Origin of the sequence: Streptomyces sp. Edi2, assembly GCF_040253635.1 — a bacterium.
Classification (GTDB): domain Bacteria; phylum Actinomycetota; class Actinomycetes; order Streptomycetales; family Streptomycetaceae; genus Streptomyces.
The window spans coordinates 6,391,657-6,415,481 of record NZ_JBEJGX010000003.1; the positions used below are offsets into that span (position 1 = coordinate 6,391,657).

General features: G+C 72.6%; 17 protein-coding genes. 8 read left to right on the forward strand and 9 right to left on the reverse strand.

What is annotated here, in order from left to right; translation table 11 throughout:
- Window positions 1-60 precede the first annotated feature (60 nt).
- From ABR737_RS31540 to ABR737_RS31565, 6 genes are all read right to left on the reverse strand, one after another.
- A complete protein-coding gene (locus ABR737_RS31540; RefSeq protein WP_350254161.1) occupies window positions 61-1,128 on the reverse strand; it encodes a DMT family transporter in 1,068 nt (355 codons plus the stop codon).
- Window positions 1,129-1,357: 229 nt separating this feature from the next.
- A complete protein-coding gene (locus ABR737_RS31545) occupies window positions 1,358-1,990 on the reverse strand; it encodes a hypothetical protein (protein WP_350254162.1) in 633 nt (210 codons plus the stop codon).
- Complete coding sequence (locus tag ABR737_RS31550) at window positions 1,987-2,439, reverse strand: lasso peptide biosynthesis B2 protein (protein ID WP_350254164.1); 453 nt, start codon at window positions 2,437-2,439, stop codon at window positions 1,987-1,989. The genes ABR737_RS31545 and ABR737_RS31550 overlap by 4 nt, the downstream gene beginning before the upstream one ends.
- Window positions 2,436-2,690: a lasso peptide biosynthesis PqqD family chaperone gene (locus ABR737_RS31555; RefSeq protein ID WP_350254165.1), complete on the reverse strand. Its 255-nt coding sequence runs from the start codon at window positions 2,688-2,690 to the stop codon at window positions 2,436-2,438. Before ABR737_RS31555 ends, ABR737_RS31550 begins: the two co-directional genes overlap by 4 nt.
- Window positions 2,691-2,695: 5 nt before the next feature.
- A complete protein-coding gene (locus ABR737_RS31560; RefSeq protein WP_502964411.1) occupies window positions 2,696-4,627 on the reverse strand; it encodes a lasso peptide isopeptide bond-forming cyclase in 1,932 nt (643 codons plus the stop codon).
- A gap of 219 nt (window positions 4,628-4,846) precedes the next feature.
- Complete coding sequence (locus ABR737_RS31565; RefSeq protein WP_350254166.1) at window positions 4,847-4,987, reverse strand: lasso RiPP family leader peptide-containing protein; 141 nt, start codon at window positions 4,985-4,987, stop codon at window positions 4,847-4,849.
- A gap of 394 nt (window positions 4,988-5,381) precedes the next feature.
- Between ABR737_RS31565 and ABR737_RS31570 the strand changes: the two genes are divergently transcribed.
- The 5 genes from ABR737_RS31570 to ABR737_RS31590 all read left to right on the forward strand — a co-directional run bounded on the left by ABR737_RS31570 (window position 5,382) and on the right by ABR737_RS31590 (window position 14,621).
- On the forward strand, window positions 5,382-7,493 hold the full coding sequence (locus ABR737_RS31570) for a phosphocholine-specific phospholipase C (protein ID WP_350254168.1): 2,112 nt from the start codon (window positions 5,382-5,384) through the stop codon (window positions 7,491-7,493).
- 292 nt (window positions 7,494-7,785) lie between these two features.
- Window positions 7,786-10,044, forward strand: a complete 2,259-nt coding sequence (locus ABR737_RS31575) for an MMPL family transporter (protein ID WP_350254169.1) — start codon at window positions 7,786-7,788, stop codon at window positions 10,042-10,044.
- A gap of 116 nt (window positions 10,045-10,160) precedes the next feature.
- Window positions 10,161-10,820 (forward strand): hypothetical protein, encoded by a 660-nt coding sequence (locus tag ABR737_RS31580; RefSeq protein WP_350254170.1) that lies wholly within the window; start codon window positions 10,161-10,163, stop codon window positions 10,818-10,820.
- Between the two features lie 250 nt (window positions 10,821-11,070).
- Window positions 11,071-11,277: a hypothetical protein gene (locus ABR737_RS31585; RefSeq protein WP_350254172.1), complete on the forward strand. Its 207-nt coding sequence runs from the start codon at window positions 11,071-11,073 to the stop codon at window positions 11,275-11,277.
- 176 nt (window positions 11,278-11,453) lie between these two features.
- Entirely contained in the window at window positions 11,454-14,621 is a 3,168-nt protein-coding gene (locus ABR737_RS31590) for a helix-turn-helix transcriptional regulator (RefSeq protein WP_350256995.1), read from the forward strand.
- A gap of 26 nt (window positions 14,622-14,647) precedes the next feature.
- On the opposite strand, the gene ABR737_RS31595 is transcribed toward ABR737_RS31590, so the two are convergent.
- The 3 genes from ABR737_RS31595 to ABR737_RS31605 all read right to left on the reverse strand — a co-directional run bounded on the left by ABR737_RS31595 (window position 14,648) and on the right by ABR737_RS31605 (window position 17,466).
- Window positions 14,648-14,857 (reverse strand): DUF6191 domain-containing protein, encoded by a 210-nt coding sequence (locus ABR737_RS31595; protein WP_350254173.1) that lies wholly within the window; start codon window positions 14,855-14,857, stop codon window positions 14,648-14,650.
- 85 nt (window positions 14,858-14,942) lie between these two features.
- Window positions 14,943-16,124: a PQQ-dependent sugar dehydrogenase gene (locus ABR737_RS31600; RefSeq protein ID WP_350254175.1), complete on the reverse strand. Its 1,182-nt coding sequence runs from the start codon at window positions 16,122-16,124 to the stop codon at window positions 14,943-14,945.
- A gap of 301 nt (window positions 16,125-16,425) precedes the next feature.
- Window positions 16,426-17,466 carry an aldo/keto reductase gene (locus ABR737_RS31605; protein WP_350254176.1) on the reverse strand — a complete coding sequence of 347 codons (1,041 nt, stop codon included), beginning with the start codon at window positions 17,464-17,466 and terminating at the stop codon, window positions 16,426-16,428.
- Between the two features lie 88 nt (window positions 17,467-17,554).
- Here ABR737_RS31605 and ABR737_RS31610 point away from each other — a divergent pair, with 88 nt between their 5' ends.
- From ABR737_RS31610 to ABR737_RS31620, 3 genes are all read left to right on the forward strand, one after another.
- The gene (locus ABR737_RS31610; RefSeq protein ID WP_350254177.1) at window positions 17,555-18,517 is read left to right on the forward strand and encodes a 2-hydroxyacid dehydrogenase; all 963 of its coding nucleotides are present in this window, start codon (window positions 17,555-17,557) and stop codon (window positions 18,515-18,517) included.
- Between the two features lie 302 nt (window positions 18,518-18,819).
- On the forward strand, window positions 18,820-21,738 hold the full coding sequence (locus tag ABR737_RS31615) for a putative bifunctional diguanylate cyclase/phosphodiesterase (RefSeq protein ID WP_502964412.1): 2,919 nt from the start codon (window positions 18,820-18,822) through the stop codon (window positions 21,736-21,738).
- A gap of 207 nt (window positions 21,739-21,945) precedes the next feature.
- Window positions 21,946-23,805: an acetolactate synthase large subunit gene (locus ABR737_RS31620; protein WP_350254179.1), complete on the forward strand. Its 1,860-nt coding sequence runs from the start codon at window positions 21,946-21,948 to the stop codon at window positions 23,803-23,805.
- The last annotated feature ends 20 nt before the right edge of the window (window positions 23,806-23,825 follow it).

Here is a 23,825-nt window from a genome sequence, read left to right on the forward strand (position 1 = left end):
CGTGGGTACGGGGGCCACCGGGAACGCCCGGATCGCCGGGTCCGCCGGGTCTGCCCGGGGTCACAGGGGCGGTGCGCCCTGCGGTGCCCCCTGCGGCGTGCCCGCGGCCGGTTGCGAGGCCGGGGGCGCCTCCGGGGTCCCGCCCTCCGGTCGACCCACCGGCTCGCCCTCCGTCGTGGCTGTTGCGTCCGCCATATCTGCCATGTCCGCCGTGGCCGCCGGCGCCGTGGCCTGCCGGCCCCAGGTCGTACCGACGAGGATCAGGACCGCCCCGGCGGCGCCGAGCAGGCCGGGCCGGTCCCCGCCTGCGGCGACACCGATCACGGCTGCCCAGAGCGGCTCGGTGCCCAGCAGCAGGCTCACGCGGGACGGTGAGGTGCGGCGCACCGCCCACATCTGCACGAAGAAGGCGAAGAGCGTGCACATCAGCGCCAGATGGAGGAGCGAGGCCCACTGCTGGGGGGAGTACGCGGCCGCGACCGCCACCGGTGAAACGCCGGTGAAGAGTGACGCGAGCGCGAAGACGGCGATGGCGCCGGTGAACTGGACGACCGTGAGCGCCCCGGAGTCGGTCGAACGGATCGACGTCATACGGCCCATGGCCATGACGTACACGGTGCGGGCGACCGCCGCGAGCAGCATCAGGAGATCGCCGGACGACGGGGCGGTGAACCCCGACCCCTGGGTCAGCAGGGCCACACCGGTCACGGACAGCGCCGCCGCGCCGAGGAACGCCCCGGTGGGGCGGGTGCGGGTCGCCACGGCCTCCGCGAGCGGAGTGAAGATCATGGTCAGGCTGATGATGAGGCCCGCGTTGGTCGCCGAGGTGTGCACCACCCCGAACGTCTCCACTACCAGGACGCCGGACAGGAGCATGCCGAGGACCACACCCGCGCCGGTCTCCCGGGCGCTCAGCCGGGTGATCCCGCGGCCCGCGACCACCGCCATCACCGCAGCGGCCACCACGAACCGCAGCAGGAGCAGGGCGACGACCGTGGTTGCGGTGGCCAGCTCCTTGGCGGCCAGATAGCTGGAACCCCAGACGACGGCTACCAGGACGACCGGCAGATCGATGAGCCAGAGGGGCCGGTTGCCGGGGCGGGCGGTGCCGGAGGTCAGGGTGGTCATGGTGCTGGAAGTCCTTGTCCGACGAGGGCGGCCGTGCGGCTCTGCGAGTGCGGCCGTGCGGCGGGGGAGGCCGCCGGGTCCCGGAGGGGAGGCCGACATGATCTTCCCAGGGGAGTGCGCCCGCTGGGAACAGCCGTCGCGCGCCGGAACCGGCCACCTCCGCCCCCGGCGGCGCCGCGGTCCGTCCCCGGGCAGGGCACCGTGCGACCGTCACAGGTCCCGGGATGCGCTACGGCCGCTTCGGCAGGCGCTCCCGCGCCCACAGTTTCACGTCTTTCCACTCGCGCGAGCGCTGCCCGAAAACGTCCCGCCCGTCGTCCGCCGCGACCGCCACCGTGTCGGCGAGGTCCGGGGTCCGGCTCAGGAAGAGCGGATCGCGGGCCCGTACGACGAACCGTACGACCAGGAAGGAGACCGGTGGCTCGGGGACGATGCGGCCGCGGTGGTCGGCGACCTGCTCGCCCACCGGAAACTTGCCGAACATGACGCCGACCGGGGCGTACAGGTTCTTCAGGGCCCAGTGCGGCCACGCCAGCACCTCCCGTCCGGCGCCGCGGACCGCGATGTTCTCGCACACCAGCGCACCGTGCCGGCGGTTCGCCTGCGTCCGGATCCACTCCGCGCTGCGTACTCCCGCCTCGAACACGGCCTCCTCGACCTCCGGCACGCCCCCGGCCGCCTCGTACACCGTCCAGTTCGTCAGCCCGCCCTCTACGGACGGTGCGAGGTACGGGCAGTGGGCGGACATCGCCTGCACGTACTCCGTGACGTGCACCGTCGTGGGACCGGTGGTGCGGCTTTCGACGAGGCGCAGCGCCCCGGCGGCGGAGGGGAGGGCCCCGTCGGGGCGCACGGCGGTCATCGGGCGGCCACCTCCTGTGGATCCCCGGCGCCCCCGGCACGGGGCGGGACGGTCAGCAGCGGCTTGTAGTAACCCTGCGGATGCGGCTCGCCGATCAACTGGCCGTCGGCCTCGACCCAGGCGTGAGCGGCGAAGGGGTGCGTACGGACGCCGGTGCACCAGGTAGGCCAGACGCCGCGGGCCCGGCACAGCAGCGCGGTGGCGATCGAGCGCTGCAGGCAGTTCTGTCCCGCACAGCGCAGGCTCACGGACACCACCTGGTCGCGCGCGGTTCGGGCCTGCCGGGCGCCGGCCGGAGACGCCCCGCGGCGCGCGCATTCGAGCACGGTGCGCAGCCGGGCGGGCTTGAGGCGGGCGAGCGGACGGGCCGCGCCGACGGCGAGCAACGGCAGGAGGCGGCGGCGCAGGGGAAGCCGGGGCCGCTCGGCCAGTGTCATGGACTGGCTCATGGGGCCACCGTGAGTCCGGCGGCGCGCAGTTGGCGGATCACGGCGCCGACATCGTCCGCGGCCCGCTGCGGGTCGACGCCGTAGGAGGCGGCGAGGCCGGCGGCGATGGTCTCGGGGGTGTCGCCGTCCAGCAGACGGTGCAGTACGCGGCTGCCGGTGAGGTTGAGCTGCCAGTAGCGGCCGGTGCGTTGGTGCAGCAGTACCGTGCCGTCGTCGGTGTCCGTCATGGAGACGTCGGAGTGGAGCCGCATACGGGTCAGACCTTCCGTGGGGCGGTGCCGTCACTGTGCGGGGTGGCGTTGCTGTGCGGGGTGGCAGTGCTATGAGGGGTGGCAGTGCTGTGAGGGATCGCGTGGGGGTGCGGAGTGGTGCCGTGGCGTCCGGCGGTGGTGCGCGGCCGGGTTTCGGCGGTGCGCAGCCAGGTTTCGCAGCCGAGCAGGTTCTCCAGCGCCTGGGGCATCGTGTTGTCCGGCTGGGGGAGGGTCAGCCGCCGGCGGAGTTCCCCGGGGTCGATCAGGCCGCGGGCCGCCAGCTCGGAGTCGGCGAACACCTCCAGGATGGCGGGCAGGTTGCGGCGCAGGCCCCTTCTGATGTCCTCGCCGAACTCGCCCTTGGTGGACCGGGCCCGGATCCGGTCGGGCACGATGTCCCGCATCGCGGCGGCCAGCAGGGGCTTGTACCGCCACGGTCCGGCGTGTTCATGGGCCGGTACGCGCAGCACGGCGTCGAGCACGGTGTCGTCCAGGTAGGGCATGTCCAGCTCCACCCCGGACTCGGCGTACAACCGCGCCAGCAGCCGGTAGCCGAAGGTGTTCGAGCGGACCACCATGAGCATCGTGTGGGTGGCGAGGTCGTCGGCCAGGGGCTGCGCCTCATCGGCGGTGCGCTGCAGGGCCGCGCGGGCCAGTTCGATGCCCTCGGCGGTCATCCAGGGCGCCGCCCGCACGGCCCCCAGCCCCCAGCCCAGCGTCGGGCGCCGCACGGGCGGCCGGGGTGCGGTCAGCAGGCCGGCCTGGGCCTGCCACCACGAGGCGCAGGTACCGGGGTTCGCGATATCGGCGAGGGTGGCCTTCAGCGGCCAGCGGGTCAGTGCGCAGTACGCCCGGACGTGCTTCAGCGCGGTCAGCGGATGACGGCGCAGCAACGTGTGCAGATAGCTGGGCATGGGGGAGAACAGCTCGTCGCCGCCGTGTCCCGCCAGGTGGCGGCGGGAGCCGCGGTCGGCGAGCAACCGGGCACCCCGGCGGATCCGGGCCGTCGCACGCGTCAGCGAGAGGGGTTCCTCGGCACCGGCCGCGACGTCGGGGTCGGCGAAGATCTCGGGGAGTTCGTGCTGCGGAACGACCAGGTGCTCGGCGCGGTCGAGCAGCCCTGCCGCCAGCCCCGCGTAGGCCGCGTCGTCGTTGCCCGCCTCGGCTTCGCCCCAGCGGAAGGTCAGCAGCTCCGGGGTGCTGCGGGCCGCCAGGAAGCTCAGGGAGGTGGAATCCAGCCCGCCGGAGAGGTCGGCGCTCAACCGGCCCCCGGGAGGCGGTCTTTGCTCCAGTACGGCCGACAGAGTGTCCCGTACCGCCCTCGCCCCGTCCTCGAACGACCGGTCCTGCACGGGCGGTTGCCACCACCGCACCTCCCGGTCCCGGTCGCCGTCCCACCGCAGGAAGGTGTCCGGGGAGAGGGTGTGGATGCCCGACCAGGCACTGCGCGCGTTGGCCGGGAAGGGCACCTGGAGGCCGCAGGCCACGCGCAGGGCCAGCGCTTCCTCGTCCACCGTGCTCCCGGTCACCGCCGCGAGCAGATCGGACCGGTCGGCGGCGATGCGGACCCCGTTCACCCGGGTGTGGAAGACGCGGCGCAGCCCGGAGAGGCTGCCCTGGAACCGGACCGCCCCGTCCACCGAGGCCACGAGGTGGCAGGAGCCCAGCAACGAGGGCACGACGCGGTCCACGTCAGGGAGCCGGGTGAGGCCGGCGGCCAGCCGCGCCAGCCGGTCGGCGGAGACCGGGGAGGGGCCGATCACGGCGAGCCGCGCCGGGCCCGCCGAGGCCACCCTCACCTGATCGCGGGTCCAGCGGCCGACCAGCCACGGTCGCCCGGAGGCGTGGGGGATCACCTGGGCGCCGGCGAACGGTAAGCGCGCCCGGACCTCCGCCCCGTCGGCGGTGTCGGGCAGGACCACGAACCCCGCACTCATCCTTGGTGCCCTCCCCCGTCGTTCCCCTGTCGTACCCCGCGGTCCGGCCGGCCGCGGAGCGCGCCGGCGGGCCGTACGGCATGCGTCCGGATGCCGCGGCGGTCCGGCGCCGTCATGAATGACCGGCGCCGCCATGAAATGAAGGAAGAAGGAGACCGGCTCCGCGCGGGCGGACCCGGCTCCCCCGTCGTCGCGTCGGCGGAATTGCGGCCGGACGGTTTACCAGTAGTAGTTGAAGAACCAGTCGGGCGACGTGCCGTGCCAGTTGCCCAGCGTGTCCTCGGTGAATTCGCCGACCTCGACCAGCATCGGCGGGATGTACTCCGTGGGGGCTTGCGCCTGCTCAGCGTGCTCGTTCATGGCAACCTCCGCTACCAGCAGTGAGTGACACGGACTTACGGTGCCGGAATTTAGCACCGGGCGGGCACCGGGAATATGACCTGTACCGCATAAGTCGGCCAGCGGAATGCCGGGAGTTCACGAGATTGTCAGGTCTCCGTGGGTGTCGCCGGGAAAACGGACGGCCGAAAAAAGTTGCCGCGTGCGCCGTCCGCTCCCCGGGCGCACGCGGCGGCTGCGCAGGGGCACCGCGCGGGCTCTACGGCGCGGGCGCCCGGCCTTCGCCTTTCCCCAAGTCGTCGACTCCGCTGTCTGTTGCCCGTCGCGGCCCTCCGCTAGCGTCCCGGGCGCCCCTCGCCATGGGTCGGGCGCAGACCGACGACGGGCTGAGGGATCGTCGACTGGGAGGTCGGGCGTGGCATCGGAGATATCTCGCAGACACTTACTGGGAGTCGGGGCGGCGGCGCTGGGGGCCGCGACGGCCGGGTCGCTGCTGCCGCCGTCGTTGCAGCAGGCGCTGGCGGCCGGCGCGGCGGGGCCGGCGCGCGGCGGGGGCGGGCTCGCGGACCTCAGGCATGTGGTCGTGCTGATGCAGGAGAACCGCTCGTTCGACCACTACTTCGGGATGCTGCGCGGCGTACGCGGCTACGGCGACCGCAACGCCGTCGAACTGCCCGGCGGCCGGAGCGTCTTCGAGCAGCCGGGGTGGCTGGGCATCGGGACCGTGTTGCCGTTCCCGGTGCGCGGGGCGGCCGCCGCACAGCGCAAGGACCTGCAGTACATCGGCGCGCTCGACCACGGCTGGGACGGCGGGTCCAGGGCGTGGAACGGCGGCTGGATGAACAACTGGGTCACCGCCAAGTTCCCTGCCACGATGGCGCACTACGACCGGCAGGACGTCCCGCTGCACTACGAACTCGCGGACACCTTCACCGTCTGCGACGCCTACCACTCCTCGATCCACTCCTCCACCAGCCCCAACCGCAACCACCTCGTGAGCGGCTGGACCGGCTATGAGCCCGACGGCAAGCGGGCCGTGGGCAACGACGCCTACGCGGAGGACACCCACACCGGCTACACCTGGACCACCTATGCCGAGCGGCTGGAGAAGGCCGGCCGCAGCTGGCGGGTCTACCAGGAGTGGGACAACTTCACCGACAACAACCTGGAGTTCTATGCGACCTTCAAGGCGGTGGCGAAGCAGGCCCTGGTGAAGGCCGACGGAGCGCAGCACATGACCGGCTACTACGGGAAGCTGGCGGGCGCCGACGAGGCCGGGCGCCGGCGGCTGCGCGGGCTGCTGGAGGAGGGCGTGGGCTGCCTCGGCCCCGCCGAGCGCTCCCTGTTCGAGCGGGCGCTGCGCCGCGGTGAGCCGGGCAGCACGGCGACCGCGTTCGCCGCCGATGTGGCGGCCGGCGCACTGCCCGAGGTGTCATACCTCGTGCCGTCCGCCGCGGACTCCGAGCACCCCGGCTCGTCCTCGCCCGCCCAGAGCGCCACCCTCGTCTACAAGGTGCTGGACGCACTCGGCAGGAACCCGGAGGTCTGGCGGCACACCGCGCTCTTCCTGACGTACGACGAGAACGACGGGTTCTTCGATCATGTGCCGCCGCCGGTCCCGCCCGCCGGGACGGACGGGGAGTTCTGGGACGGCCGGCCGACCGGTCTGGGCATGCGGGTGCCGATGCTGGTCATCTCGCCGTGGACGGTCGGCGGCTACGCCTGCTCGCAGGTCTTCGACCACACCTCGATCACCCGGTTCCTGGAGCGCTGGACGGGTGTCGAGGAGCCGAACATCAGCGCCTGGCGGCGCACCGTGTGCGGCGATCTGACCGCCGCCTTCGACTTCTCCCGCGGGCGCCGGCAGCCGCCGGTGCCACAGCCCGGGGCGGTCCCGCCGTTCAGCGGGCGCTGGCTGCCCTGGCCGCCGGTCCGGCAGGCGCTGCCGCGGCAGGAGGGCGGCAGCCGTCCGGCCAGGGCGCTGCCGTACCAGCCGGATGCCGACGGCGGCTTCGACCCGGGCGCCGCGGTCTTCCGGATGGCCGTACGCAATGACGGAGAGGCTTCCGTACACCTGGCGCTCTACCCGTACGCGAAGGAGTTCGCCGCCCCGCAGCACCGGGACGTGCGGGGGAAGGGGAGGTGGGAGGTGCCGGTCAAGGACGGGGCGTACCGCTTCACGGTGACCGGGCCGAACGGCTTCCGGCGGGAGTTCGCCGGGACGGGGCGGGGCGCCGCCGCGGCCGTCATGATCGGGACGCGGACCGATGCCGGGCGGCAGGAGCTCCACCTGACCCTCACCAACCCCGGCCGCACCGACCTGACCTTCACCCTGGAGCCGCTGGCGTACGCGGCCACCGCGCCGCGCACGGTGAAGGTGAAGGCCGGCCGCAGCCGCACCGTCGCCCATCCGGCACAGGACGCACACGGCTGGTACGACCTCGGTCTCTCGGTCGCCGAGGACCCGGCCTTCCACCGCCGGCTGATGGGACACGTGGAGAACGGCAAGGAGTCGGTCACCGGCTGAGGCACGGCATACGGGCGGGGCCGGAATGCGGGGCGGTGCCGGGGCCCGAGGTGGGGACGGGACGCGGGGACGGGTTCCCCTCCCGCCCCGAGTTCCCCATTTCCGACTCTTTGTGGGGAAGTCCACAAACACCTCAAAGGATCTCCCCGGGCTGACACCCTGCACGGAAGAAGGGGGTCCGCCGCTCCCTCACGGGCTGGCGGCGGGCTCGCCCGTCCCCCGTACATCCGCGCTCGGCACCACCCGCTCCCGGGAGATATCGACGCACAACCCCGGGAAGCAGACGAGGTCCGTGACCGCTCTGGCTCGGTGGTGTCTCAGGCGCCGCATCGTGGTGATCGTGCTCTGGCTGGCCGCCTTCGCGGGGGTCGCGGCCGCCGCGGCGGTGACGGGGTCGGCGTACTCCAACAACTACGAGGTGCCCGGCACCGAATCCGGACGGGCCTCGGCCCTGCTGGACCGGGCCTTCCCCGGGCAGTCCGGGGACAGCGACACCCTCGTGTGGCACACGGACTCCACCACGGTGCGGGCCGCCACGGTCCGTACGACGATGACGCACACGCTTGAGAAGATCGCCGAGCTGCCCGGCGTCGCCGAGGTGCACGGCCCCTACGGCGGGCCCGGCACGGACCCGACCGGCGGCCGGGGCGCGCAGCAGATCAGCAAGGACGGGCACACCGCCTACGCCTCCGTGCTCTTCGACCGCGCCACCGACGACCTGGACCCCGCACAGGTCCGCACGGTCGTCGACACCGCCCGGGCCGCCGCCGGCAACGGCCTCCAGGTCGAGCTGGGTGGCGCGGGGATCGCGCTGACCGAGGCGCCGCGTGCCCAGCTCGCGGAGATCATCGGGCTCGGCGCCGCGGCCGTGGTGCTCTTCCTCGCCTTCGGGTCGCTCGCCGCGACCTTCCTGCCGATCGTCACCGCGCTGGCCGCCGTCGGCACCGCCTCGGCCGGCATCACCCTGCTCAGCCATGCGATGACCGTCGCCGACTTCGCCCCGATGCTCGGCATGCTGATCGGCCTCGGCGTCGGGATCGACTACGCGCTGTTCATCGTCACCCGGCACCGCAAGGGCCTGCGCGCCGGCCTGCCGGTCGGCGAGGCCGCCGTCCGCGCAGTCTCGGTGTCCGGGCGCGCGGTCGTCTTCGCCGGGGCCACCGTCTGTATCGCGCTGCTGGGCATGCTGATCCTGCGGCTGAGCTTCCTCAACGGAGTCGCCCTCGCCGCCTCGCTCACCGTCGTCCTGACCGTGGCCGCGTCCGTCACCCTGCTGCCGGCGCTGCTCGGACTGATCGGGATGCGGGCGCTCAGCCGCCGGGAGCGCCGGAGGCTGGCCGAGCACGGGCCCCGGCCCGAGCGGCCCGCCGGTATCGCGGCCCGCTGGTCCGGGTTCGTCGAGCGGCACCCCAAGCTGCTGGGGGTGGCCGCGGCGGCTGCCATGGCCGTCCTCGCCCTGCCGACCCTCGGACTCCATCTGGGCACCTCCGACCAGGGCAACAACCCGGCCACCTCGACCACCCGCAAGGCCTACGACCTGCTGGCGGGCGGCGGGTCCGGCGACGCCCGCGGGAGCGGCTTCGGGCCCGGATTCAACGGGCCGCTGACGCTCGTCGGCACCCTGGACGGCGCGGGGGACCGGGTCGCCTTCGACAAGCTGCCGCAGCGGCTGCGGGACACGCCCGGTATCGCCCAGGTCAGCGCTCCCGAGTTCGACGGCAGCCACAGCACCGGTGTGATCACCGTCGTCCCCACCACCTCACCGCAGTCCCGGCAGACCTCCGACCTGGTGGAACACCTGCGTAGCGAGGTGCTGCCCGCGGCCGAGGGCGCGAGCACGCTGCGGGTGCGGGTCGGCGGCATCACCGCGAGCTACGACGACTTCGCCGCCGTCATCGTCGGCAAGCTGCCGCTGTTCATCGGTGTGGTCATCGCGCTCGGCTCGGTCCTGCTGCTGCTCGCCTTCCGCAGCATCGGCATCCCGCTCAAGGCCGCGCTGATGAACCTCGCGGCCGTCGCCTCGTCCTTCGGGATCGTCGTCGCGGTCTTCCAGTGGGGCTGGGGCAGCGAGCTGCTGGGACTGGGCAGCGCCGGCCCGATCGAACCGTTCCTGCCGGTCATCATGGTGTCGGTGCTCTTCGGCCTGTCCATGGACTACCAGGTGTTCCTGGTCTCCCGGATGTACGAGGAGTGGCAGCTGACCCGGAACAACTGCCGGGCGGTACGGGTCGGCCTCGCCGAGACCAGCCGGGTGATCAACTCGGCGGCAGTCATCATGATCGCGGTGTTCGCGGCCTTCATCCTCAGCGGGGACCGGACCATCGCGATGTTCGGCATCGGCCTGGCCTGCGCCGTCGCCCTGGACGCCTTTGTGCTCCGTACGCTGCTGGTGCCCGCCCTGATGCACATGCTGGGCGGCGCCAACTGGTGGCTGCCGTCCTGGCTCGACCGGTGGCTGCCCCGGATCAGCATCGAGCCGCCGCCGGAGCCGGGCGCGGCGGCGGGGCTGCCCGGGCCGCAGGGCGGGGAGAAACCGCTGGTGGGGGTGTAGGACCCGGCGCCGGACGCCCCCGCGCGGCGCCCCGCGGACGGCGTGTCGCCATCTGCCGCCCGCCGGCCGCCGCCATTCTCATCTCACTCTCAGACGCGGCACCTACGGTCGCGCCCATGGGAACGACCAGGACGACCGAGAACCGAACCGACGACGAGAAGACCGTGCCGGCGCAGGGGGCCAAGGAGACTGCTGCGATCCCGGAGACCACCGAGGCGGAGGCGGCCGGAAAGGCCGCCGCCAAGGCCGATGAGCAGGCCGATGACAACGCCGCCCTCGCCGCGCAGGACGAGGCCGGTGACCTCGAGGCGGACGACGGCGTCGACACCCTCGACCGCGACCCGGACACCGCCGGGTCCACCACCGGGATCGCCGCCGGCGCCGGTGCCGTCGTCGCCGCGGGGCTGGGCCTCGCGTCCGTCACCGGCACCTGGCTGGGCACCACGCTCGCCGAGCGCGCGAACCTGATGGGCCAGATCAAGGTCCAGTCGGGCAAGGCCCAGGCCGCCGACCAGATCTCCGCCGTCTACGGCGCCTCCTGGCACACCAACGCCCTGGTCAACGGCTTCTTCGCGCTGCTCGCCGTGATCGCCGCCACGGTGGTGGTGACCACCACCCGGCACCGCCCCACCTGGGTGAAGGCCGTCGCCTGGGGCGGACTGGTGCTCGGCGTGCTGGGGATCCTGATCTCCGCGGGCATGTACCTCGACCTGTTCGGGAGCATGCCGACCGTGCCCAAGGCTCCCGCGGGCGGCGCCGGACCCGCGGCTCCGTAACCCGGTAACCCGTAAGGACCTCCGGGAACTCCGCAACTCCGTAAGGACATCCGGGCCGCTTTCTGAGCACCGTACGGGTGCCGCGGGCGGTGCCTAAGGAACCACCGGGCGATACCGCGGGTTTCTGAGCACCGCCCGGGGCCGAAGATCGGGAACTCTCCCGATGTGGCGGACCCCCCTTGGCGACGAGGCTTGAGCACATCGACAAGCCGTCGAGTGACCACCTCACCGCCATCAGGGGAGACACGCCATGTACCGCTCCGAGCTGGAGATCCGGATCCGTCACGAAGAGCTGCGCCGCGAGGCCGACCGGCAGCGCCTGGTGCGCGAGGCGGCCGGGTCGGCCGAGGCCCCGCGGAACGGGCGCCGTGGCGCGGCCCGTTCCGGGACGGACGAACCCGGAGGGCGGGTGAGTACACGGGGCGGGTGGTGGCGGATACGCCGCGCCGCCGCCTGACCGCGGCGCTCACATGACGCCTCAGGTGCCGGGCCCGCCGCCCGGCCCCGGCTGTCCGCCCGGCCCCCAGCCGTCCGCCCGGCCCCCAGCCGTCCGCCCGGCCCCAGGTGCCTTCCGCACCGGGCCGGGCGTTTCGCGTACCGGAGCCCCCTGCCGGAATGTCAGACCCCTGTGCGATGCTCACCGGCGTGGAGACCAGGTCCGTCAGTCCCGTGTTCATCGGCCGTGCGGCCGAACTCGCCGCGCTGGGTGACGCGCTCGCCCGCGGCACGGCGTCCGGCGAGCCCCAGGCGCTGCTGATCGGCGGTGAGGCCGGAGTCGGCAAGACCCGGCTCATTGAGGAGTTCTGCGAGTCGGCCCGCGCCGCCGGCGCGCTCGTCGCCTGCGGCGGCTGCATCGAGATCGGCTCCGAAGGCCTGCCCTTCGCGCCGTTCTCCTCGATCCTGCACACCCTCAACTGGCATCTGCGCGACGAGCTGGCCGCCGCCGTCGCAGGACAGGAGGGCGAACTCTCCCGCATCCTGCCCGAATTGGGGGAGACTCCGGGCGAGGCACACGACGAGGAGATCGGCCGCGCCCGCCTCTTCGAGCTGACCGCCCGCCTCCTGGAGCGGCTTGCCGCCCACCGCACCCTCGTCATTGTCGTCGAGGACCTTCACTGGGCCGACCGCTCCACCCGCGAACTGCTCGCCTACCTCCTGCGCTGCCTGCACGACGCGCGCGTCCTCCTGGTGGCGACGTACCGCTCGGACGACATCCACCGCCGCCACCCCCTGCGCCCCTTCCTGGCCGAGATCGACCGGATGCGCACGGTCCGCCGCGTCGAACTCGCTCGCTTCAACCGCGAGGAGGTCCGCTCCCAGATCGCCGGGATCCACGGCAGCGACCCCGAAGAGGACACCGTCGACCGGGTGTTCCGGCGCTCGGAGGGCAACGCCTTCTTCGTCGAGGAGCTGGCCCGCGGCCTCGCCGATGGCGCGCTGCACGGCCTCAGCGACCCGCTGCGCGATCTGCTGCTGGTGCGCGTCGAGGCGCTTCCCGAGGACGCCCAGCGGGTGGTGCGCACGGCCGCCGAGGGCGGCTCCACGGTCGAACACGAACTCCTCTCCGCCGTCTGCCGGATGCCCGAGGACGACCTCATCGAGGCACTGCGGTCCGCCGTCGGCAGCAACACCCTGGTGCCCACCCGGGACGGCACGGGCTACCGCTTCCGGCACGCCCTCGTCCGCGAGGCCGTCGTGGACGACCTGCTGCCCGGCGAGCGCACCCGCCTCAACCGCCGCTACGCCGAGGCACTGGAAGCCAACCCCTCGCTGGTCCGTGCCGAGGTCTGCGCCGCCCGGCTGGCCAGCTACTGGTACAAGTCCCATGACGCCGCCAAGGCGCTGCCCGCCGTCCTCGCCGCCTCCGTCCAGGCCCGCCGCCGCCATGCCTACGCCGAGCAACTGCGGCTGCTGGAGCGCGCCCTGGAGCTGTGGGACGACGCGCCCACCGAGGTCCGCCAGGGCGTGCGCCCGGTCGACTACGCCGAGGCGTACCCGCCCTGCGGCTGCCACGACGGCGACGCCCTGCGCTTCCTCGACCTGCTCGCCGAGATCGCGGTGGCCGCCCGGCTCTCCGGCGACAACGAACGCGCCTTCACGATCGTCAAGCGCGCCCTGCGGTCCCTGCGCGGCGAGAGCGACCCTTCCCCCGGCTCTCCCCACGGTGCGAGCGGCGGGGACCCCCTTCGTACGGCATGGTTCCTGGTGCAGCGCTCCCGGCTCTGCCAGTGCACCGGCCGTGGCAACGGCTGGGAGGACCTGGGCGCCGCCCAGGAGCTGATGCGCGGCCTGCCGCCGTCCTCCGTGCACGCCGAGGTGCTTGCCGCCGTCGCCAGCTGGGCGATCCTGCACGACCCGGGTCCCGGCAGCTTCGCGACGGCCGAACGCGCCGTGGAACTCGCCCAGTTGGTGGGCGACGAAGAGGCCGAGCTCAACTCCCGGCTGACCCTGGCGGGGCTGCGGGTCGACTCCGGGGAGGTCGACGCGGGCCTCGACGACTTCCGTGCCGCCCTGGGCCGCGCCGTCGACCGCGGCTACTTCGCCGTCATCGCCCGCGGCCACATCAACTTCCCGTCCGCCCTGGAAGGCGTCGGCCGCTCCCGCGAAGCCGTCGAGGTCACCGAGCAGGGCATCGAACTCACCACCCGCTACGGCCTCAAGGACAGCACCAGCTGGGTCCTGGGCAACCGCTCCGAATCCCTGCAGTCGCTGGGCCGCTGGGAGGAAGCGGGACGGGCCGCCGCCGATGCCCGCCGCCTCGCCCAGAACCCCCGGACCATCGCGCTGGCCGCCAGCCGCCACACCGGCCTCGCGCTGAACGAGGGAGACTTCGCCACCGCCGCACGCGAACTGGCCGTCGCCCAGGAGCACTACGGCACCCACGACCCGCAGCCGCAGAACGTCCTGGTCATGGCGCGGCACGCGCTGCGGATCGCCGCCCACCAGGGCCGCCTCCTCGATGCCCGCAGCATCCTCCAGCAGGCCCTGGACGCCGGTTTCCCGCCCGGCACCCAGCGCTACGCCTGGCCGCTGCTCTGGTCGGCCGCCACCGCCGAAGCGGACGCCCGCGGACTTCCCGCCGCCGGGCCGGGCCGGGCCGCGGTCCTCGCCCGCGTCCGGGAGGCCGCCAAGAAGCTGCCCCGGCTCTGCCCGGTCTGGGCCGCCTACGGCCTCGCGCTCGACGCCGAACTCCGCCGCGCCGAAGGCCGCGAAACCCCCGACTCCTGGGCGGAGGCGGTCGCCGCCTTCGAGCCCCTGGAACGCCCGCACGAGCTCGCCCGGGCCTGCTACCGCTGGGCGGAATCCCTCCTCCACGGCAGCGAGCGGGCCACCCTCGGACTGCACGGCCGCACCCCGCGCGAGGCCGCCGTACTCCTGCTCAGCCAGGCGCACACCGCCGCCGCGGCGATGGGCGCCCGCCCGCTCGCCGAAGAACTCGCCCTCCTCGCCCAGCGGGCCCGCGTCCCCCTGCCCGGTCTGCAGCCGGAGTCCGCGACGGAGCCGGCGTCCGGTGCCGCCCGCGCGGCGGCCGCTGACCCGTCACCCGCCGGCGCCGTCCCCGCCGAATCCCTCGGCCTGACACCCCGCGAACGTGACGTACTGCGGCTGGTCGCCGACGGGCGCAGCAACCGCCAGATAGCCGACACCCTGTTCATCTCCCCGAAGACCGCCAGCGTCCATGTCTCCAACATCCTCGCCAAGCTGGGCGTCTCGGGCCGCGGCGAGGCGGGCGCGGTGGCACACCGCCTGCGCCTGTTCGGGGAGCCGGCACCCGGTCCGGGAGCTGCCGTGTCCTCCTGACCGCTCCGGCTCCTGGCCACTCACCCTCAGGGCCGTTCCCGGTCCTGTTCCCGGCCGGGTTCCCCGCCCGGTCGCTGCCGGGGTGCCCTGACGACGACGGTCCCCGAGGAGAGATCGATCGGGCCCTTGCCGGGGTCACCGTCACCCACGTCATCCACGACGAGCGACATCTTCTGCCGCTCCTCGTCGGTGTGCTTGCGCCCCGGCGCGAACAGTTCTTCCGCGATGTTGAACATGGTGCCCTGCCCCCTCGTCGGTTGACACGCACCCGTCCCCTGCCCCCGAGTGTAGGCAGGCCATCCGAAAAGAGGATCAGCCCGGTCAGCTCACCTTGAGGCGGAGAATCCGGTCATCGCCCTTGTGCGGTGTGCCCCGCCCGTCCGTGTTGCTGGTGACCAGCCACAACGCCCCGTCATCGGCCGCCACGACGGTCCGCAGGCGGCCGTAGGTGCCCTGCAGGAAAGCCTGCGGAGCCGCCACCGGCTTCGTCCCGTTCAGCGGGATCCGCCACAGCCGTTCGCCGCGCAGCGAGGCCATCCAGACCGAACCCTTGGCGTAGGCGATACCGCTGGGCGAGGCGTCCGCGGTCTTCCACACCTCGACCGGGTCCGTGAACACGGTGCCCGCGGTCCCGCCCCTGGCCTTGCCCTTGCCCTCGACCTCGGGCCAGCCGTAGTTCCTGCCCGGCTCGATCAGATTGAGCTCGTCCCAGGTGTTCTGGCCGAACTCCGAGGCCCACAGGCGCTTGTCGTCGTCCCAGGCCAGGCCCTGCACATTGCGGTGGCCGTAGTCGTACACCACCGAGTCCGCTTCCGGATTGCCGTGTGCCGGCTGCCCGTCCGGCGTCATCCGGAGGATCTTGCCGCCCAGGGAATGCTTGTCCTGCGCCAGTCCGGTGTCCCCGGTCTCACCGGTGCCGGCGTACAGCATCTTGTCCGGGCCGAACGCGATCCGGCCGCCGTTGTGGATCTGGCCCTTGGGGATCCCCTTGAGGATGGTGTCGGGCGCGCCCAGCTGATTGCCCCGGGGGCGCTTCTCGTCGTAGATCATGCGGGCGATGCGGTTGTCGGACGCGGTGGTGAAGTACGCGTACACCTGGTGGTCCGCGCCGAACGTCGACGACACCGCGATCCCCAGCAGCCCGCCCTCGCCTCCGGGATCCACCCCCGGCACCGATCCCAGCTCGGTGATCTTCCCGCCGTGCGCCGCGACCCGGAAGATCTTCCCGGTGTCACGGGAGGAGACCAGCAGATCCCCGCCCGGCAGCACCGCCACGCCCCACGGCGACTTCAGTCCGGTCGCCAGGGTGCCGGTCACCTGCACCGAGCCCTTGGCCGGCGGCGCGGCCGACGACGCGGTGGCGCTCGGCGAGGCCGCTCCGCCGCGGTTCTCCGCCGGGGTGGAACTCCCCCCGCCCCGGGGCTGCGCGCCGCCGGACGTGCAGCCCGCTGCCAGGAGCAGCGAAGCGGCGGCCAACACGGCGGTCCGGAAACGGCGTTGCACGGCAGGGGTCCTCTCGTCGGCAGGACGTGGAGTGGACCAGAACACCACACCGCGGCCTCACCGCGCCGCGCGTTGTCCGTTCCCGCGCCACTCCCACCTGCCATGATCCGGCCGGGGCGGCCGTGCCGCGAGCGGGACACGCGCAGCCCGGGCGCCGCGCCGTTCTCCCGGCCCCGGGGGCGGGCAGCTGCGGTACGTGGCCCGCTCGGTGCCGGGGCCCGTCGGTACGAGGGTCCGTCAGTACGAGGACCCCTCAGGGCCAGGACCCGCCACTACCAGGACCCGTCACTACCAGGACCCCTCAGTACCAGGACCCGCGCGCCGGTGGCAGCGCGGCGATCTCCGCCAGGTCCTCGCGGGCCAGTGTCAGCTGCGCGGCGTTGGCGTTCTGCGCGGCCCAGCGTTCCTTCTTCGTGCCCGGCACCGGCACCACATGCCGGCCCTGCGCCAGCACCCACGCCAGCGCCACCTGCCCCGGTGTGGCGCCGTACCGGGCGCCGACCCGCCGCAGCCCCGCCACCACCGGCTGGTTCGCCGCCATCATCTCGGCGGTGAAGCGGGGGTGGCGGGCCCGTATGTCCTCCCGTTCGAAGCCCTGCCCCGGGGTGAGGGTGCCGGTCAGATAGCCGTTCCCCAGCGGCATCGCCGCGAGGAACCCGACCCCCCGCGACTCACACCACGGCAGCAGCTCCTCCAGCGCCTCCGGCGACCACACCGACAGCTCCGCCTGCACGCTGCTGACGGGGAACACCTGCTGGATGCGTTCCAGTTGGGCCAGCGTGCCGTCGTGCATCCGGGAACGGGGACGTGCCCCGCCGCCCGCCGGGCGCCGCTCCGTACGGGCCGCGCGGGACGGCCGTACCGCCTGCGCGCCCACCGCACACAGCCCCAGCGACCGCACCTTCCCCGCCGCCACCAGCTCCGCCATCGCTCCCCAGGTCTCCTCGACGGGCACCTCGGGGTCGGCCCGGTGCAGCTGATAGAGATCGATACGGTCGGTCTGCAGCCGCCGCAGCGAGGCGTCGCAGGCCCGCTTGACGTAGCCGGGCCGCCCATTGGCGACGATGTGCTGCTCGCCCACCAGCAGCCCGCACTTCGTCGAGACGAACGCCTCCGCCCGCCGCTCCTTGAGCACCCGCCCCACCAGCAGCTCGTTGGTGAACGGGCCGTACATATCGGCGGTGTCCAGCAGGCTGCACCCCCGGTCCAGCGCGGCGTGCACGGCCCGCAGCGAGCTGTCCAAGCTGCGCTGCGACTCGGTGTACCCCCAGCTCATCGGCATACAGCCGAGCCCGATGGCCCCCACGTCGAGAGCCGCCGCACCGATTGTCCTGCGCTCCACCTGGCTGTGCCTCCGTCCCCTCGCCCCCGATCAAGGGCCAGACCAAACTAACGTCTGAACGGAACGTCTCTTCGCATAGCCTGCGGCCATGGCAACCGCAGACCAGCGCACCGATGCGCATGACGTATGGCTCCCGGTCCCGCCCGACGAGATCGACGGCCTCCCCGGCGGTCTCCGCTACGTCCACTGGGACGCCGGCCCCGACTACCCGGCCGACCCGGCCCGCTGCGTCTTCTACGCCGTCCCCTACATGAAGGACACGGAGACCAGCCTGCGTCCGCTGTCCCGGATGAGCCGCGTACGGGTGGTGCAGACCCTCACCGCCGGTGTCGAGAACATGCTCCCGGGGCTGGAGTGGATGCCGTCCGGAGCCCAACTGTGCAACGCACGGGGGCTGCACGACGCCAGCACCGCCGAGCTGGCGCTCACCCTGATCCTCGCCGCACTGCGCGATGTCCCGGGCTTCGTACGGGGCCAGGACGCGGGGGAGTGGCGGCACGGCTTCCGCCCTGCGCTCGCCGACAAGTCGGTCCTCATTGTGGGCTATGGTTCGATCGGCAGTGCCATCGAGGACCGGCTCACACCCTTTGAATGTGCGCGGGTGATGCGCGTCGCGCGCACCGCGCGTGACACTGTGCGCGGTCCTGTGCATCCACTCTCCGACCTGTCCGCCCTCCTGCCCGACGCGGACGTGGTCGTGCTGGCGACTCCGCTCACCGATACGACGCGTGGCCTGGTAGGACCCGATTTCCTGGCGCGGATGAAGGACGGCGCACTGCTCGTGAACATCGCGCGCGGCGGGGTCGTCGACACCAAGGCGCTGCTCGCCGAACTGGAATCCGGACGGCTGCGCGCCGCACTCGATGTCACCGATCCGGAACCCCTGCCCCCCGGGCATCCGCTGTGGCACGCTCCGGGCGTACTCATCACTCCACACGTCGGTGGCCCCAGCTCTGCCTTCCTGCCCCGTGCGAAGCGGCTGCTGCGCGATCAGTTGACGCTTTTCGCGGCCGGCGAGCCCCTGCGGAACGTGGTCGCCACCGCCGACTGACCGCTTGCGGGTAGCAGTACGAGGCCGTACGACTGCAAAGCGTGTTCGTCATTCGCTGACAGTCACGCTCCGTAGAGATGCTATGTCCCTGAGTGACGGAACTGGTGTATCGTCCCGAGCGGGGACGACGCCGGGAAGGACACGGCGCGATGCGAAAGATCCGGAACTCGAGGGGGGCGACGGGCGATGTACAGCCGATGGATGATTCGCGAAAAGCGCGATCCACGACCGCCCACGGGGATACTGCGAGGTCCGCAGGCGCACCGCTCGCGACGCCCGGTACGGACGAGGGGAAGAGTCCGGTGAGCGCCCCCGGGGCGATGCTCTCGCGGCCACCGGCACCGGCCGGCAACCCACCGGGCGTGGTGCCGCAGATCGTCCTCGCCGTGCTCTGCGGCGGCTATGCCGTCGGCGCCGCCTTCGGCTGGGGATCGCCCGAAGTCGCCGCGTTCATGGGGGACTTCGGCCTCAGCTTCGCGGCGTTCCTGGCGGCCTTCTCCTGCGGTCTGTACGCCCGCAAGCGCCGCAGCCGGTTCCGCCCGGCATGGATGCTCTTCGCCGCCTCGTCCGCCATGGCCGGACTCGGCAACGGCGTATGGGGCTGGTACGAGGTCATCCAGGGCACCACGGTCCCCAGTCCCTGCCTGGCCGACTTCTGCTTCCTGCTGTTCGCGCCACCGGCCATCGTCGGCCTGCTGGTGCTCGCCAAGAGGCCGGTGACCAGGGCCGGATGGGTCTGCCTGGGCCTCGACTCCTGGCTGATCGCGGGATCGCTGGTCACCCTCTCATGGAGTCTCGCGCTCGCTCACACCGCCCACTTCCAGGGCCGCAGTGTGGCGCAGAGCGCGCTGTCGCTGGCCTACCCGCTGCTGGACATCGTGCTGGTGAGCATGGTGCTCGCGCTGCACTTCCGGCGCTCCTCGGTGCACCGCTCGGCCATCAACACCGCCGTCGCGGCGCTGGCGCTGACGGTGCTGTGCGACGCCCTGTTCAGCTCGCCGCTGCTGCGGGAGCACTACCGCTCCGGACAGATCCTGGACGCCGGCTGGTTCGCCGGCTCGATGCTGCTCGCGTACGCACCCTGGGTCGCCCGCCGCGCGGGTGAGGAGTGCCCCGAGGAGGACGTCAAGCCCGCCGCCCGCCGGGTCCCGCCGCACGGCAGCCGCCCCATCGCGGGCTCGCTCGCCGCGCTGACCCCGTATCTCGCCGCCGCCGTCTGCACGCTCGGCATCCTCACCAACGTCCTCGACGGGCGCCGCATCGACCGCGTGGTGCTCTTCACCGGCTGCACGGTCGTGCTGGCGCTGGTCGTCCGCCAGGGCATCATGCTGCTCGACAACATCACCCTCACCCAGGAACTGGCGCAGAAGGAGAACCACTTCCGCTCCCTGGTGCAGGGCTCCAGCGACGTCATCATGATCGCCGCCCCGACCGGTGTGCTGCGCTATGTGAGCCCGGCCGCCGCCGGGGTCTACGGCCGCGACGCCGAGGAACTGGTCGGCTCCGAGCTGGCCTCGCTGATCCACCCCGAAGACCTGGGCCGGGTGGTACACGAGGTCCGCAGATTCCTCGCCGCCGTCCCCGAGGACGAACCGACCACCCGTATCGAATGCCGCTTCCGGGCCGGCGAACGGCGCTCCGGCGGCGACGGCTGGCTGAACGTCGAATCCACCGTCAACCGCCACCACGGCGGCCTGATCTTCAACTCCCGCGATGTCACCGAACGCGTCCGGCTGCAGGCCCAGCTCCAGCACAACGCCTCCCACGACGCGCTCACCGACCTGCCCAACCGCGCGCTGTTCACCGAGCGCGTCACCCAGGCCGTCACCGGCCGCCGGGCCAGCGACCACGACACCGCCGTGCTCTATATCGACCTCGACGGCTTCAAGCAGGTCAACGACACCATCGGCCATCAGGCCGGCGACGAACTGCTGGTGCAGGCCGCCCGAAGGCTCGGTGACTCGGTGCGCTCCGGGGACATAGCGGCGCGCCTGGGCGGCGACGAGTTCGCCGCGCTGATCACCGGCGACGGCACCCGCGACCGCGCCGCCCGCGAATTCCGTATCCACGAGATCGCCGACCGGCTGCGCATCAAGCTCTCCGAGCCCTACCGCATCGACGGCCGGGACGTCCGGGTGGCGGCCAGCATCGGCGTCGCCTTCGCCGACCCCGGGGTGAGCCCCGCGGGCCTGCTGCGCAACGCCGACCTGGCGATGTACCGCGCCAAGCAGGCCGGCAAGGGCCGGGTGGAGCTGTACGCACCCCAGATGCAGAGCGAGGTGGCACACCGTGCCGAGCTCGCCACCAAGCTGCGCACGGCCCTGCATGACGGGGCGTTCACGCTGCTGCACCAGCCGGTGGTGGAGCTGTCCGGCGGCCGGGTCACCGCGGTCGCGGCGCACGCCCGCTGGCGCTCCGCCCAGGGGATCCTCTTCACCCCCGCCGAGTTCCTGCGGGTCGGTGACCGCGGCCGGTTCACCGACGACGGCGAGCGCACCGCGGAGCTGGACCGGTGGCAACTGGAGGCGGCCGTCGAGCAGGCCGCGGCGCGCCACCGCGCGGGCTACCCGGTCCCGGTCGCGGTCCGCCTCCCCGCCCGCCGGCTGCTGGACCACGCGCTGTCCCCCAAAGGGGTCGAGTCGCTGCTCACCCGGCACGGCCTGCCCTCGCGCGCGCTGGTCCTGGAACTGTCCGACAGTGATTCCCGCATCCCGCTGGACGACCTGGAGCGCCGGCTGGTCGCGCTGCGCCGCCTCGGCGTACGGATTGCCCTCGACGGCTTCGGCAGCGGATATGCCGCCATCAGCGCGCTGCGCCGGCTTCCGGTGGACGTCCTGCGGCTGGACCGCGGGCTGGTCGACGGAGTGGTGGAGTCCGCCCGGCTGCACAAGATCACGGCAGGGCTGCTGCGGATCGCCGGAGACCTGGGCATGCAGTCCGTCGCCGACGGCGTCGACCTGCCCGAGCAGGTCCTCGCGCTGCGCTCCATGGGCTGTACGCACGGCATGGGCATGGCGTTCTCCGGGCCGCTCGACGAGCACCGGCTGCGGCGGTCCCTGACGCATGCCCACTACCCGGTGCCGGACCTGCCGGGCCAGAGCCGGGCGGTGGTGCTCACCGGCAGCGGGCTGCCCGTCCGGCACGGCGGACTGGCGGGTCCGGATTCGCTCATGCATCCGCCATTGCGCTCAAATAGTGAGACCTCCGTCCCACCCACTTGACACTCGGTGCACGGCGGGGGGAGGGTCTGTGCCATGCGCACCCGAATTCTCGTACTTGGAAAGCGCGTCGGCTGAAGCCGGGTCACTGACGAAACCCGATTCGCACACCGACGCGCTCCCCTCGCTTGCCACCTGGCACGGGGGGTTTTTTGTTGCACAGCAACCTCACAAATCCGTCAAAACCCTCAGCTTCGAGAAGAGACGCAGATGACCGAGCAGGCCTCCGGGGCCCACCATCCGCAGCCGCGGGCCCGTCACTCCGGCGGACCGCAGCAGCCCGCCGCCGTCGAGCACGTCACGGGTGCGCAGTCGCTGATCCGTTCGCTCGAGGAGGTCGGGGCCGACACCGTGTTCGGCATTCCCGGCGGTGCGATCCTTCCTGCGTACGACCCGATGATGGACTCCTCGAAGGTCCGGCACGTCCTGGTGCGCCACGAGCAGGGCGCCGGCCACGCGGCCACCGGCTACGCCCAGGCCACCGGCAAGGTCGGGGTGTGCATGGCGACCTCGGGCCCGGGTGCCACCAACCTCGTCACCCCGATCGCCGACGCCCACATGGACTCCGTCCCGATGGTGGCGATCACCGGTCAGGTCGCGTCCAAGGCGATCGGCACGGACGCCTTCCAGGAGGCGGACATCTGCGGCATCACGATGCCGATCACCAAGCACAACTTCCTGGTCACCGACCCCGCCGAGATCCCGCGGACGATCGCCGAGGCGTTCCACATCGCGGCCACCGGCCGCCCGGGCCCGGTCCTGGTCGACATCGCCAAGGACGCCCTGCAGGCGCAGACCACCTTCGTCTGGCCGCCGCACACCGAGCTCCCCGGCTACCGCCCGGTGACCAAGCCGCACGCCAAGCAGATCCGCGAGGCGGCCCGGCTGATCGCCGAGTCCAAGCGCCCGGTGCTCTACGTCGGCGGCGGCGTGATGAAGGCCGGCGCCACCGCCGAGCTGAAGGTGCTCGCCGAGCTGACCGGCGCCCCCGTCACCACCACCCTGATGGCCCTGGGCGCCTTCCCCGACAGCCACCCGCAGCATGTCGGCATGCCCGGTATGCACGGTGCCGTCACCGCCGTCACCGCGCTGCAGAAGTCGGACCTGCTGATCACCCTCGGCGCCCGCTTCGACGACCGCGTCACCGGCAAGCTGGACTCTTTCGCGCCGTACGCCAAGGTCGTCCACGCGGACATCGACCCGGCGGAGATCGGCAAGAACCGCGCCGCGGACGTGCCGATCGTCGGTGATGCCCGCGAGGTCATCGCCGATCTGATCGTCGCCGTCCAGGCCGAGCACGACGCCGGCCACAAGGGCGACTACACCGCCTGGTGGAAGGACCTCAACCGCTGGCGCGACACCTACCCGCTCGGCTACGACCTGCCCGAGGACGGCAGCCTCTCCCCGCAGCAGGTCATCGAGCGGATCGGGCAGCTCGCCCCCGCCGACACCATCTACGCCGCGGGCGTCGGCCAGCACCAGATGTGGGCCGCCCACTTCATCGGCTACGAACTGCCCTCCACGTGGCTGAACTCCGGCGGCGCCGGGACGATGGGCTACGCCGTCCCCGCCGCGATGGGCGCCAAGGCCGGTCAGCCGGACCGCACCGTCTGGGCGATCGACGGCGACGGCTGCTTCCAGATGACCAACCAGGAGCTGGTCACCTGCGCGCTGAACAACATCCCGATCAAGGTCGCGATCATCAACAACGGCGCGCTGGGCATGGTCCGCCAGTGGCAGACCCTCTTCTACAACCAGCGCTACTCCAACACCGTGCTCCACTCCGGCCCCGAGGCCGACGGCAAGCAGCCGAGCGCCGGCACCCGTATCCCGGACTTCGTGAAGCTGTCCGAGGCGATGGGGTGTGTCGCGATGCGCTGTGAGGACCCGGCCGAGCTGGACGCGGTCATCGCCAAGGCCAATGCCATCAACGACCGCCCGGTCGTGATCGACTTCATCGTGCACGAGGACGCCCAGGTGTGGCCTATGGTCGCCGCCGGCACCTCCAACGACGAGGTCATGGCCGCCCGGGGCGTGCGTCCCGACTTCGGCGACAACGAAGACGACTGAGCCCAGGACGTCACGGACGC